This window comes from Gordonia desulfuricans NBRC 100010, assembly GCF_001485495.1.
Classification (GTDB): Bacteria; Actinomycetota; Actinomycetes; order Mycobacteriales; family Mycobacteriaceae; genus Gordonia; species Gordonia desulfuricans.
Genome location: NZ_BCNF01000119.1, coordinates 1 through 13200, shown reverse-complemented (window position 1 = coordinate 13200; position 13200 = coordinate 1). Strand labels below are relative to the sequence as shown.

The 13200-nt window shown below is 66.2% G+C and carries 11 protein-coding genes; all 11 read right to left on the bottom strand.

Translation table 11 applies throughout. The features are described from left to right. Positions 1–39: 39 nt before the first annotated feature. Entirely contained in the window at positions 40–1824 is a 1785-nt protein-coding gene (locus GD1_RS18440) for a sigma-54-dependent Fis family transcriptional regulator (RefSeq protein ID WP_244882881.1), read from the bottom strand. A gap of 161 nt (positions 1825–1985) precedes the next feature. Continuing rightward, the gene (gene groL, locus GD1_RS18435) at positions 1986–3635 is read right to left on the bottom strand and encodes a chaperonin GroEL (protein ID WP_059039073.1); all 1650 of its coding nucleotides are present in this window, start codon (positions 3633–3635) and stop codon (positions 1986–1988) included. A gap of 150 nt (positions 3636–3785) precedes the next feature. Beyond that, positions 3786–4829: an NAD(P)-dependent alcohol dehydrogenase gene (locus GD1_RS18430; RefSeq protein ID WP_053777164.1), complete on the bottom strand. Its 1044-nt coding sequence runs from the start codon at positions 4827–4829 to the stop codon at positions 3786–3788. Beyond that, positions 4826–5719 carry an iron-sulfur cluster assembly protein gene (locus GD1_RS18425; protein ID WP_059039072.1) on the bottom strand — a complete coding sequence of 298 codons (894 nt, stop codon included), beginning with the start codon at positions 5717–5719 and terminating at the stop codon, positions 4826–4828. The genes GD1_RS18430 and GD1_RS18425 overlap by 4 nt, the downstream gene beginning before the upstream one ends. Further along, on the bottom strand, positions 5716–6762 hold the full coding sequence (locus GD1_RS18420) for an amidohydrolase family protein (RefSeq protein WP_020791745.1): 1047 nt from the start codon (positions 6760–6762) through the stop codon (positions 5716–5718). Before GD1_RS18420 ends, GD1_RS18425 begins: the two co-directional genes overlap by 4 nt. 153 nt (positions 6763–6915) lie before the next feature. Next, positions 6916–7254, bottom strand: a complete 339-nt coding sequence (gene mimD, locus GD1_RS18415) for a propane 2-monooxygenase effector subunit MimD (protein ID WP_174519075.1) — start codon at positions 7252–7254, stop codon at positions 6916–6918. Between the two features lie 5 nt (positions 7255–7259). Beyond that, a complete protein-coding gene (locus GD1_RS18410) occupies positions 7260–8366 on the bottom strand; it encodes an aromatic/alkene monooxygenase hydroxylase subunit beta (protein WP_020791742.1) in 1107 nt (368 codons plus the stop codon). Positions 8367–8430: 64 nt separating this feature from the next. After that, positions 8431–9483 (bottom strand): 2Fe-2S iron-sulfur cluster-binding protein, encoded by a 1053-nt coding sequence (locus GD1_RS18405; protein ID WP_020791743.1) that lies wholly within the window; start codon positions 9481–9483, stop codon positions 8431–8433. A gap of 121 nt (positions 9484–9604) precedes the next feature. After that, positions 9605–11242, bottom strand: coding sequence for an aromatic/alkene/methane monooxygenase hydroxylase/oxygenase subunit alpha (locus GD1_RS18400; protein ID WP_059039071.1), 1638 nt, complete (start codon positions 11240–11242; stop codon positions 9605–9607). A gap of 430 nt (positions 11243–11672) precedes the next feature. After that, complete coding sequence (locus tag GD1_RS18395) at positions 11673–13061, bottom strand: IS1380 family transposase (RefSeq protein ID WP_059039070.1); 1389 nt, start codon at positions 13059–13061, stop codon at positions 11673–11675. Next, on the bottom strand, positions 13015–13200 hold a 186-nt coding region (locus tag GD1_RS25280; protein WP_217997896.1), incomplete at its 5' end, for a hypothetical protein. The genes GD1_RS18395 and GD1_RS25280, both read right to left, overlap by 47 nt.

Sequence of the window (13200 nt, the reverse complement as noted above, 5' to 3'; positions counted from 1 at the left end):
ATTTATATTAGCGGTGGTCGTGCCACGCCTCGCACGGGGTCAGGTGACGATCCCGAACTCCTTGATCTTGCGGTACACCGTCGCCCGGGAGATGCCGAGCGCCTCGGCGGCGGCCGCCTTGCTGTTGCCGTTCTCCTCCAGGCTGCGCACGATCGCGTCGCGTTCGAGGGCCTGGATACGGGTGAGGGTGTGGCGTCCGGTGGTGCGGCGCCTCGGCGGCAACTGCCCCACGCCGATCACCCCCGACCGTTGATGGGTGACCACCTCGCGCAGCGTCTGGCGCAACTCGGCCACGTTGCCCGGCCACGAGTACTTGCCGAGCACCGTCATCGCCTCGCGGGCCACGGTGAGTTCACGGCCACGGGTCAACTGCCGCAACAGGGTCGGCACCAGCTCGTGCAGGTCCTCGATCCGGTGCCGCAGCGGCGGGACCTCCACCGTGTGACCGAAGAACGGGAGCAGCATCGACGACGGATCGCCATGTGCGGCCTGGGTCGTCACGCCGAGGAGACCGGCATGCTCACGGCCGGGCAGCAGGTCGGCGATGGCCTCCTGCGTCTGCGGGGAGAGGCGGTCCAGATCCCGGATGATCACCCCGAAACCGTCCCGCTCGAGCTCGGCGGCCAGTGCGTCGACGGTGTCGTCGGAATCGAAGTCCTCGGCGGCGAACACCCGGACAGTGTTGGGCAGCAGGCGTTCTGCGGCTGCACGCAGGATCGCCGTGCGGCCCGATCCGGCCTCCCCCGACACCGCGATCCACTGTCCGGCGCGGACATGTCCGACGACGCGCGCACAGCACTGCCGCCACGACGAACTGCGGCCCACCATGCCGGGCAGGACGGAGTCCTCGGTGCGGACCGGCGCCGACGGTGGCGTCGGACCCGGATCGACGAGGTGCACCCGGAACACCGACACCTGGCCCTCGGGATCGCAGTGATCGGTCACCGGGGTCAGCCGGGCGACCCGGCCGGAGGGCAGCGTGCCGATCCGGCTGCCCGCGGGTCCGGGCGAGGGGTCGACGGCACACTCGAGCAGGGTGAGCTGGTCGGCGGCGTCGACGCTGTGGCGCAGCCTGCGGTTCATCAGCACCACGTCGCCGGCGATCCCGAGCACCATGGTCTGCGGCGCCCGGCGACACGATGCGAGGTAGGCGTTGAGCAGCCGCGATTCGCGTTCACTGGCCTGGGAGAGCATCCGTTGCACGATCTGCGAGGTCGCCGACTTGGCCAGCGACAGCAGCAGGCTCGACGGATGCTCCTCGGTGCAGGTGAGGTCGAGTGCACCGACCACCGCGCCCGAGATCGGGTGCACGATCGGGACACCGGCACACGAGAGCCGGTTGAGGGCCTCGGCGTAGTGTTCGGCCCCGATCACGAGGGTCGGCTGCCGGCTCTCCAGCGCGGTGCCGATCCCGTTGGTGCCGACGAACTCCTCGCTGTAGCAGTAACCGGGGGCGAGACTCACGTCGTCGAGCAGGGTACGCAGCCGGCGGTGTGCCGTGGTCCGGGACAAGACCATGCCGTCCGGGGAGGTCAGGACGATGCTGACCGGTTCGGCCGCCAGATCGTCGGCGAGCTGGTCGATGACCGGCTGCGCGGCGCTGACCAGGGGGCTCTCCAGGTTGGGTTCGCGGACGAACGGCAACTGCAGACGGTCGGCGTCGACGTTGAAGGCGCGTGACCGCTGCCATGACGTGGAGATCGGGTCACGGACGGCATCATCGAGACGGTTGTCGGCGAGGAAGTCCTCCCGCGCACGCGCGATCGCGGGAGGTGTGGACGACACCCGTCGGTGGACGGTCGGGGTGATGGGCTGTGAGGTCACCGAGCAAACGACTCCTGTGTGATGTGGGTCTCACATCTGGTCCGAGTGTACGGGGGAGGGCCGGTCACGATCAACGCCGTGGGCGTCGGAGTCGCCCGGATCGTGACCGGCCCAGATCGTGGCCGGACCGGTGGCTGACGAGTCCGGTCCCCCGCCGTCGATCAGTAGATGTTGGAGGGACGGACCATCCCCTCGGCCAGATCACCGAAACCGGGGGCGGGGATCGCGCCGGGATTGCCGGCCACCTCCTCGACGATCGCCGTCTCGGTGGTGATCAGCAGTGCGGCGATCGACGCGGCACTGACGAGTGCGGCCTTGGTGACCTTGCACGGATCTATCACCCCCTCGTCGAACATGTCGCCGTAGCGGCCGGTCAGCGCGTTGAAGCCGTGGCCGAGGGGGAGCTCGCCGACCACCTCCACCACTTCGTCGCCGTCGAAGCCGGCGTTGGTGGCGATCCACCGCAGCGGTTCGGCGAGCGAGTTGCGGACCACCTGGATGCCCACCTGCTCGTCACCGGTGGCCTCCAGTGGGGTCAGCACCCGGTGCGCCTGGGCGAGGGCGGTGCCGCCGCCGGAGACGATGCCCTCCTCCACCGCGGCGCGGGTGGCCGCGAGCGCGTCCTCCACGCGGAGCATGCGTTCCTTGAGTTCGACGCTGGTCACCCCGCCCACCCGGATCACCGCGACGCGACCGGTGAGCCGGGCCATCCGCAGTTCCAGGCTGTCGCGGTCGGCGTCGATCCGCGCGCGGTCCAGCTGTGCCTGCAGATGCCGGACCCGGGCGTCGACCAGCGACTGCTCGCCGTGGGCGCCGACCAGGGTGGTCTGGTTCTCGGTGACCGTCACCCGATCGCAGGTGCCCAGGTGGTCGATGCTCACCTCGGTGAGTTCGATCCCGGTGTCGCGGGCGATCACATGCCCGCCGAGCGCGACCGCGAGATCCTCCAGCTCGGCCACCCGCCGATGCCCGAATCCCGGTGCGCGCACCACGACCGACTGCATCGTCTTGTGCATGTTGCCGCCGACGAGCAGCTGCAACGCGGGCCCGTCGACCTCCTCGGCGAGCACGAGCAGCGGACGGTCGGCACGCTTGGCCACCTCGATCGTCGGCATGATCTCCTGCACGCCGGTGATCTTCTTGTTGGTCAGCAGCACCACCGGATTGTCGAGGACGGCCTCCATCCGGTCGTGGTCGGTGACCATGTAGCCGGAGATGTAGCCGTGGTCGAACTCGATGCCGTCCACCACGTCGACGGCGAGACCGATGGTGTCGCTCTCCTCGGTGGTGATCACCCCGTTCTTGCCGACGTGTTCGACGGCGGTGGCGATCACCTCGCCGATCACCTCGTCGTCGCTGGCGGCCAGTCCGGCGATCCGCTCCAGATCCGAGCGGCCGCCGATCTGGACCGCCTGGGAACCCAGGGACTCCACGACCGCGGCCACCGCACGTTCGATCCCGCGACGCACCCGCATCGGGTTGGCGCCCTGGTCGACCGCGCGCAATCCCTCCCGCACCATCGCCTGGGCGAGGACGGTGGCGGTGGTGGTGCCGTCGCCGACCGCTCCGTTGGTCTTCATCGCCACCTCCTTGACCAGCTGGGCACCCATGTTGGCAAACGGATCGCGCAGCTGGATCTCACGGGCGATCGTCACACCGTCGTTGGTGATGGTCGGTGGTCCGGTCAGCTTCTCCAGCACCGCATTCCGGCCCTTCGGGCCCAATGTCACCTTGACCGCGTCGGCGAGGGCGTTGACGCCCCGCTCCAGTCGCAGCCGCGCTTCGGCGTTGTAGCGCAACTCCTTGGCCATGTTCTCCAACCTTTCTGGTGCTTCCCGGTGGGGAAGGTGTGGTTCTCCGAGTGGGTCCGCGAGGCCGGATGTGCCGGCGCCGGGCGGGATCGAGTGACGATGATCGGGTGGACTGATGATCTGGTGGACTGATGATCGGGTGGACTACGGTCAGGGGATCAGGATGGCGCGCCCCCTGACCCGGCCCGCGTCGAGATCGTCGAGCGCCTGCTGGAAGTCGTCGAGGCGATAGGTCACGGTGTGCAGCTTCACCTTTCCCTGCGCGGCGAGGATCATCAGCTCGTTCAGATCGTTGTAGGAGCCGACCAGGTTGCCGATGAAGTTGATCTCGGTGGAGATGATGTCGATGGTGGGGACGTCGATGTTCTCGCCGTAGCCGACCACGAAGTAGTTGCCGGCCCGTCGCAGCATCGCCACGCCCTCGGCGGTCGCCCCGCCCTCGCCGACGAAGTCGAGCACCGCCTCCGCACCGTGCCCGCCGGTCAGCTCGAGGACCTGTTCCACCGGGCCGTTCGCCTCGCTCTCGCCGGCGGGGGCGGTGATCCCGACGTGCGCACCCACCTCGACGGCCAGGGCGACGGCGTCGGGGTTGCGGTCGACCACCACGATCCGGACCCCCGAGATGGCGGCCAGGACCTGGATTCCGATGTGCCCCAGTCCACCTGCGCCGATCACCACACACGTGTCGCCCGGCCGGGTCATCCGGGCGACCTTGGCGGCCGCGTGATAGGCGGTGAGTCCGGCGTCGGCGAGGGCCGCGACGTCGGCCGGTTCGAGCGAGTCGTCGATCCGGACCACGCTGCGCGCCGACGTCTTCAGGAACTCGGCGTATCCGCCGTCGGTGTCGATACCGGGGAACTTGCTGTTCTCGCAGTGCACGTCGTCACCGGCGCGGCACGCCCGGCACAGCCCGCACGTGATCAGCGGATGCAGGATCACCTTGTCGCCCACGGCGACGTTGGTGACCTCGTCGCCGATCGCCTCCACCCGGCCGGCGTTCTCGTGGCCGATCGTGTAGGGCAGGGCGACACCGGATTTGGCCTCCCATTGGCCTTCCAGGATGTGCAGGTCGGTGCGGCACACACCGGCACCGCCGATCCGGACGATCACGTCGAACGGTCCGGTGATCTGCGGGTCGGGGACCTCGTTGAGCTGCAACTTGTCGTGGTATCCGACCACCTGGACGGCTCTCATGATGCTGACCTCTCTGTGTGTGGGTCCGGGACTCCGGTGTGGGCGCCGGGGGTGGCCGGTTCCGGGGTGTGTGCGGTGCGCGTGGTGGGCATGGGCAGCATCCGCAGATCGGTGACCACCGGTCCGGAGGTGCCGTCGCAGTCGGTGTCGTCGGCATAGCGGGTGGCCAGCAGCCCCCGGCAGAAGTGGCCGTTGCCCTCCATCGAGATCCGCACCGACCGGGCGAATCGCAGGCGCATCGGGATGGCCTCGGCGGGAAGGGGACTGCCGTCCTCGTCGACCACCACCCGGCAGTTGGGGCAGACGCCGAGTCCGATCTGCACGCGCCGGCGCAGCAGCGCGACCTTGGCGGGGTTCTCCGGCAGATCCCGCAGCAGCAGCTGCGCACAGTCGTCGACGCAGGTGGTGCCGGCGGCGATCAGCGGGCTCACCGCGCGTTCCATCGCGGCCGTGTGGGCCTTGCGCAGGAACGTCATCCGCAGTTCGTCGAGATCCTGCTCGGCCTCGACGGTGAACGTGCCCTTGTAACCTGCATGGGCCGCCAGACCCGCGTTGATCTTGTCCGAATCGTGGTGGTCGTCGAGCATCACCTGCACCCGGCCGATGCCGTCGATGTCCTCGAGTGCGTCCAGTGCATCCGAACACATCAGATAGGCGAAGTTCGGGGAACAGAACGACGTCGGCAGCCGCAGGTGTACGGTCACCCCCTCGTCGTCGACGAGAACCGAACGGACGAAACGCAACTCGGTGATCGGTTGGTCGAGCTCCGGATCGGACACGGTGTCGAGGGCGGACATCACGGCGTCGGTGAGGGCGACGGCCGTGTCGGAGGGATGTGCCGGATCGGCGGTACCGGCGGGGTCACGGCCCCGGTCGATGAGGGCGGTCATGCGGTCACCGCCTCCGGCGCGCCGGCCGCCACCTCCGCACCGGGATCGGGATTCTCGCCCGGCAGCCGCAGATGGTCGGGAACCTCGATGTGCGGGTACAGGTTCGCCGCATTGAGGCCGAGGATCTTCTTCTTGGCCTCGGTGGTGAGCGGGGCGTACTCGGTCATGTCCTCGGGGATCTGGAAGTCCACGAACTTCTCGACGAGCCACTGCGGGGTCCACAGGGCGTAGTCGCTGGAGAACAGGATCTTGTCCTCGCCGATCCAGTACATGAGCTCGCCGATGATCTGGGCGAAGTACCGGGGGCGGGTGTGGATGAACGGGATCGCCACGGCCAGACCGCCGTAGACGTTGGACTCCTGGGTGGCGATCCAGCAGAAGTCCTCCAGCCGGGGCAGGCCGACGTGCTCGATGATGAAGTTGAGCTCGGTGTAGTCGGTGGCGACCTTGTCGACGTCGGCGACGTCGAAGGAGTCCCGGTCGAGCGGGCGGATGGTGGGGCCCTTGTGGACGTGGACGTTGGTGATCCCGAGGTTGATGCACTCCTCGAGGTAGCGCCGCGACCAGTGGTCGTCGAGTTTGTAACCGCGGGAGTCGCCGTGCCATTCGGCGGTGTAGAGCTTGACCCCCTTGAGCTGCATCGCGTCGGCGTCCTTGCGCAGCTGTACCAGGCCGTCCTCGCCGTCACGCGGATCGTAGGCGTGGTTGTAGGTGAGCTTGTCCGGGTTGTCGGCGGCAAGCTTGAGCGAGTCGTCGACCTGGGCGAATCCGTTGACGTAGAAGTCCTTCAGGATGGTCGCCTGGAAGATGGCGTGGTCGGCGGGGCCGTCCTCGAACAGGTCGCGCATGAGGCGGTCGGGGCCGTAGTAGCAGTAGGTGTCGTAGTCCCAGACCTCGTTCTCGGGGCTGAGATTGCGGTGATAGTCGTAGAAGCAGTCGATGAACTGCTTGCCGTGGATGTTGCGCTGGTTGGCCTCGCGTCCGTCCCACAGGTGCACATGGGCATCGACGATGAAGTACTGCTCGCCGTTCTTCTCGTACATCTCTCGCTCGCTTTCTCCGATGGCAGCGATGGCGCTGTTGGGCTGTGGTGGTGCTGTTTGGGCTGGGCTGGTGGTGCGGGTTGTGCGGGGGTGGTTCTTCGGGGGTGGAAGACGCCGCCGGGACCGTGGGGGCGCAGTCCCGGCGGCGTGGTCTCAGGAGGAGGCGGTGAGGTCGAAGCCGATGAACTCCGCGGCGTCCTCCGGGCTGGCGAACAGCATGGTCCGGTCGTCGAGGTGGACCATCCGTCCGTAGTGGGTGGAGCTGATCTCCTCGAAGATCGAGCCGTCGAAGTCCTGTCCGAGGGCGTCGGTGAGCTCGTCGTAGTCGAAGTCGAGGCGGTTGACCCCGTCCACCCGGATCATCGACGGGTACTCGGTGAGGGAGACGCCCTCCTTGGCCCCCATGACATCGGCGACGACCCGGCCGATCGGGGTGTTCATGAGCGTCACTCCGCACATGTTGGAGAACTCGGTCTGTGCGCCGAACTGCATGGTGCTCACTGGTTCAACTCCTCGGGGATCTCGGTTTCGATGGATTCCAGGACGCTGCGGAACTTGGCGGTGGCGGCGTCGAGGCTGGCGGCGAAGGTCACCGACTTGTCGGCCGGCTGCGACCAGATCGGTTGCAGCGCACGGGCGGCGTCCAGGCAACGGGGAACCCATTCCGACATCCACTCGCCGAACAGTTCCCGGTTGGCCTGGCCGAACTCCTCGTCCCGCGCGAGCATCCGGAACAGGTTGCGGGTGTAGGCCAGGTCGCGGTCGTAGTCGTACTCGCCGGTGCCGACGATGGTCGGGGTGATGTAGTCGCCGTTGGGTGCGGCCACCTGCATGACCAGCTCCGAGCGGAACAGGGAGCCGACGAGCTGCTCGAAGACGATGTTGGAGGCGAACAGCAGCTGGCACCAGTCGCCGACCGCGGTCAACCGTTCCACCGTCTCCCGGACCCCTTGCCACTCCGGGGCATTCATCCAGGTGTCGCGGTGTGCCGAGCCGTCGAATCCGTCCTCGGCCTCGGAGATGTCGAGGTTGTAGAGGGCCAGATCCTGGGCGAACCGCAGCTTGTGGGCGGCGTTCACCGCGACCGCGGTGTTGATCATGTTGGTCGGCCCCGACCGTTGGATCGAGGTGAACACATGCAGCGCCAGGCCGTTCTCGGCGTGCATCCAGGCACCGAGATGGCGTTCGATGAACTTGAGCCACGGCGCATTCCACGAGTCATAGGCACGTGCCCGCTTGGCGTTCTGCAGGCACAGGTCCACCTGGTGCACCACCGCAGAGTTGTTGCGGTAGATGGTCTGGTCCCACTCCTCGTTGGGGTCGAGGAAGGCATGCCAGTTGCTCGAGCGGGCGACGGTCCACTCCTTGGGGTAGCCGCCGGGGCCGTCCCCGAAGCCGTAGATCCAGCCCTGGGTCAGGTGACGTTCGGGATCGGGCTGGACGTCGACGGTGACGTCCTCGTACATGGTGGACCGCTTGCGGGCCGGGGTGTAGTAGCTGTACCTGCGGCTGGTGGAACTCGGGAACACCGCGGCGCCGGCCTCGGCGTCGGTGAACTCGATGGAGGGGAAGCTGCGCTCCCGCGGCTGTGCTGGTGCAGACATGCCTTTCGTTCCTTCTCTTCGGTGATCACCGGTGATGGCTGGTGCCGGTGATCGCGGGGCTGGGTCAGACGGCGGGGGTGGAGAACGCCGGGCTGTTGAACTTGTCGAAGAAAACCTGGTCCTTGGGCACCCCGGCGGAATCGGCCAGGGCCAGGGCGGCGTCCACCATGGGTGGGGGACCGCAGAAGTACACCTCGGTACGGGCCAGGTCGGGTTGGGTGCGGGCGACGATGTCGGTGACGTTGCCGCTTTCCACGGTGATCCCGGCCGGGGCGTCGTCGGCGCACTCCGACAGACACGCGGTGAACGAGAAGGTCTCGAGTTGTGCACCGAGAGAGACGATCTCGTCGAGATAGAACAGATCTGCCGCGGTGCGTGCACCGTAGTAGAAATGCATCGGTCGGGACAGGCCGGTCTGTGCGGCATGCCGTAGCAGCGACAGTACCGGGGCCATGCCCGCTCCGCCGCCGATTGCCACGATCGGCAGGACCCGGCCGTCCTTGACGGTGAAGTTCCCGAACGGTCCGGTCAGACCGATCTCGTCACCGACTTGCAGTGTGCTGTCGAGGATTCCGGCGAACAACCCACCCGGGTACTTCTTGATCAGGAATTCGAGCCGGTCCGGGGTGGCCGGCGTGGTGGCGAGTGAGAACGACCGTGTGTGATCGGTGCCGGGAATCCTCAGATCGACGTATTGTCCGGCCTTGAACTGGAATCCGTCGGTCCCGGACACCTGCAGTTGCAGCGACACGATGTCTGCGGTCATCGGTTCGATCGCGGTGACGGTGGTGGTGATGTCCTGGATCGGGGCACCGCCGAGCAACTCGTCCTCGTCGAAGTTGAGCAGTTCGATCTCGCAGTCGCCGTAGGCATACGAACGGCACAGCAGGACATATCCCTCCTCGGTCTCGGCGTCGTTGCAGGCGAACGTCGAATAGTCGTCCATCTGGATGTCGCCGTCGAGGACAAAGGATTTGCAGGCCGAACACTGGCCCTCGCGGCAGCCGTGCATCAGGTGGATGCCCTGCCGGAAGGCGGCGTCGAGGATGGTCTCGTCCTCGTCGACCTCCATCTCGATGTCGACGGGTTCGAAGGTGATGCGGTGGGAGTCGGCCACGATGTCTCCTACGGGTGTGGGATCTCCGGGATGTGGGCGCGCCGGCCCCGACCACTCACCGACGCGGAGGTGTCGGTGAGTGGTCGCCCGGCCGGCGCCGGGTGCGGTGCGGTGGTCGGCGTCAGGCCGGCACGGCACCGTTGCGGTTGGCCCGATAGGCCGCCATGTAGGCCTCGCGCTCGGCGTCGCCCATCTCGTTCAGCAGCACGTTGGGGCTGTTGAAGGTGATGCCGCGGATGTCGTCGAGCTTCCACATCTTGTCGGGATCCAGATTCAGGTGGGGCTGACCGATCAGCGTCTGTCCGTCGTCGCGGACATAGCCGAGATCGGTGATGACATCGGCGAGATCCTTGCCATGATGCAGGGTCTCCCATTCGCGGAAGCCGGTGAGCCGACCCATGTTCGGCGTCTCACGACCCTCGTACTCGCCACGGAAGGCCACCTTGTCGGTCCAGGCGCAGGTCTCCGAACAGTAGGTCCGCCACTGGCCGTCGACCTTGTCCATCACCGTGTCCTCGCGGATCAGGCACGGAACCATGCACGTCCAGCACCGGTGCGGGTACTCGTAGTCGACCTCCTCGAAGGCGATCGGCTTGTTACGACCCGGGTAGGCGAGGCGGTTGTAGGCCTCCCACCAGCGCCCGAACTTGTTGTACCAGCCGGGATACTTCTCCTCGAACCACTCGAAGTCGGCGTCGGTCATCGCGTCGATCCGCCAGTAGTTGACCGGCCAGCCGGTGGCGAAGAAGCGGGCCACCTCGTGGACGTAGTGCTTGTTGACGATCCGGTTCCAGGCCTCCTCGACCAGGTCGTGCGGGATGGTCAGGCCGTACTTCTCCAGTGGCAGAAGGTAACTGCGGTAGTAGTCGTCGTAGATCCAGCGACGCCACATCTCCGCATAGGACTCTCGGTCCTTGCGGCGGTCCTTGGTGCCGTACTCGATGAACGTGCCGATCGCGGCATCCACCACACAGTGGTTGTTCCACCAGGCGTAGCGCAGGTCGCGTTCGAGCAGCGGACGGTTGCGCTCGTCGGCGAGTGCCATGAGCAGGATCGAGTAGCCGTTGGAGATGTGGCGCGACTCGTCGGACTGTACCGAATGGAACACCGTGGGCAGCAGGTAGTCGCCGTTGGCCGCGGCCTCGTCGGGCATCGCGACGAACAAGGTGTTGGTGAAGGCGGTCTCGGCGACGACGGTGAGATAGATGTTGGCCGCGGTGATCGCGTCACCGGTGATGAAACCCTCACCGAACTGCCGGCCGATGGTGCCCGCATAGTTGTTGGCGAAGGCCTTCTCGGTGATGTCGAAACCGGCCGGGTCGATGTAGTTGTTCATGTACAGCTTCTTGAGATTCATCTGGATCGTCGAGTGGCGGACCTCGTCGATCATCTGCACCGCAAGACCGTTGTGGATCTCCGGGTTGGGGACCGCGTCGATGGCCATCGGCATCGCGCGGGCCGCCGAGATCTCCGGGAACGGGATGATCGACAGGAACAGCTTCTGCCACTCCAGCCACCGTTCCTGGACCTGCCGGAACATGTTGCCGCGGACCGCGCCGTCCATGGCGCCGTAGACACGGTTGTCCTTCTCCTCCTCCATCGGGAAGTAGGACCGCATGATCTGCTTGAGCGGGTCCTTCTTGGGGGCCTTCTCGAAGGTGTAATCGGTGCCGAACCGGGTGGCGGGGGTGGCGAAGGTGGGCTCCCACGACAACTCGGTGATCTTCGCATGGGCTTTGGTCAAGCTCTGCCTGCTCAATGTGCGCCTCCTCAGATGAAGCCGGCGGGGCTGCCGACCGGGTGGACTTCAGGCGCATTCATACAATCGCGTGACGTGGCTCACATACGTCTCACTGTGAGACAACGGTGTTTGTCGGCGCCGACTCCATCGTCGCGTGCCGTGGACGGTCGGCCTCGCTGTGCGAGGACGGCCTGCTCAACCATCGTGTGGCTGTGGGTGATTGAGCCGATGAGGAGCGTAGCGACGAGTGCCGCGCACCAACTACGTCGATTGAGCCTGAATCCACCGATCGGGTTTCAACGGTCGGATGAATGATGTTGGAGCCCTTGACCCCGATACCAACCCGATAAAGACACGTGTGTACCGCCGATCTCCAACGTCGGCCTGTTTCACCAGGTTTCAGATCAGGGCCACACACGGCCGAATGGTCAGGTCAAACACCAGGATTTCAATGAACAGTATTGGCATACAACCGATTCCACTCCACTTCCCAGGGCCACCCAACCGGTAGATGTAACGACAAACGACGTGCCGACGACGAAATCCGCGCCGGTACCCCGATCAACGCACGCCGGATCGTGGTCGTGGTCGCACGCATCAATGATCCACCGGCCACGGTGGCCGCTGCCCGGGTGAGGTTGAACGCCATCACCGCACACGCCAACCACGCGGCGTTGGCAGAGAACTTCCCCGAGGGCATGTGGGCCATCGCCGACGCCTTCAGATCGGCATGGACCTGCTCGATGATCGCGTGATGACGGTGCACACGATCAGCGACGACTTTGTCGGTGGTCATGTCGGTGGTGAAGAACGCATGGTGACGATACACATCGAACAACGAGTCACCATCAGGATTGAGGGCCAGGACCCGCCGCACGATCAACCGACCCGGAATCGGGGCCCGGGTACGCCCGGGTTTGACCGGTGTGGAGGGTTTACCGACGAACCCGTCGAAGGGAACCTCGGCCACCTCGGCGGTACGCACCAGCTGCCCGTCTGTACCAACCTGGGTGGGGTTGGCCAGGGTGATCGTGGTCCATGCCGAGTCATCGATCGTGGAGATCGCGGTCGTCACGTTGCTGTACAACCGCACCGTCAACGACACCTGCGCCCCAGCCCGGTGGGCTGCGGCGACCAGGTCGTGGGAGTAGAACGCGGAATCACCCCGCACCAACACCGGCACCTCTCGTCCGGCCGGCCACGCCCGACGCAGGGTGTTCAACGATCGGGTCAACAGGTCGGCGGCTCCGCGCACCGAGTTACACGACCCGCCCCGCAGGCGGTGACCGAGGATGATCGGGGCCCGATCGGCGGTGGTGGCCGTCACCATGAGGGCGTTGATCCCACGGACCCCGCTGTAGCCGTATTTCGCGCCTTGTTTCTGGTGGCCGTAACACTGGTTGATGGTGTCGTCGAGATCGACCAGTACCCGTTCACCAGCAGGGTTGAGGAGGTGGGTGTGTTCGATCAGGCCGGCCAACAGGCGGGTGGCGATCGCCTCGTACTGGGCGACCGTGCCGCGGGTACAGGCCCGCAGAAACGTGCCCAGGGTGGACGGGGCGTGGGTGTGGCCGTAGATCGTGCCCATCCCGCCGTGGCCGATGATCGACAATCCGTCGATGGTGTCGGCGCCCATCACCATGCCCATCACGATTGCTGAGAGTTTCCGGCCGGCGTTGGCCCCGGTATCGGTGGGGATGGTCAACCACTGATCGCCGAGTTCTTGCAGGCCACACGTTTGGGCCAGACGCATCACCGGTACCACCCCGGCCGGCCCGATCAGGTTGCGGTCATCGAATGATGCTGACTTTACCGGCAAGGTGTGGCAGGATCGCATCTGCGAGATGCCCTTTCTTTGTGTGTGGGTCGAACCTTCGATAAGTCTGATTCTCACACTCGGACAGGGCATTTCGTGTTTCCCACGCCGTTTCGGGCCCAGGTTTTTCCATCTGGATCGGTGGATTCAGGTTGAGCCG

Bases quoted from the DNA above. Each gene is read 5' to 3' on its own strand.
- GD1_RS18420 (WP_020791745.1), bottom strand. From the start codon at position 6,762: ATGTACGAGAAGAACGGCGAGCAGTACTTCATCGTCGATGCCCATGTG.
- GD1_RS18410 (WP_020791742.1), bottom strand. From the start codon at position 8,366: ATGTCTGCACCAGCACAGCCGCGGGAGCGCAGCTTCCCCTCCATCGAG.
- groL (WP_059039073.1), bottom strand. From the start codon at position 3,635: ATGGCCAAGGAGTTGCGCTACAACGCCGAAGCGCGGCTGCGACTGGAG.
- GD1_RS18395 (WP_059039070.1), bottom strand. From the start codon at position 13,061: ATGCGATCCTGCCACACCTTGCCGGTAAAGTCAGCATCATTCGATGAC.
- GD1_RS18430 (WP_053777164.1), bottom strand. From the start codon at position 4,829: ATGAGAGCCGTCCAGGTGGTCGGATACCACGACAAGTTGCAGCTCAAC.
- mimD (WP_174519075.1), bottom strand. From the start codon at position 7,254: ATGCAGTTCGGCGCACAGACCGAGTTCTCCAACATGTGCGGAGTGACG.
- GD1_RS18425 (WP_059039072.1), bottom strand. From the start codon at position 5,719: ATGACCGCCCTCATCGACCGGGGCCGTGACCCCGCCGGTACCGCCGAT.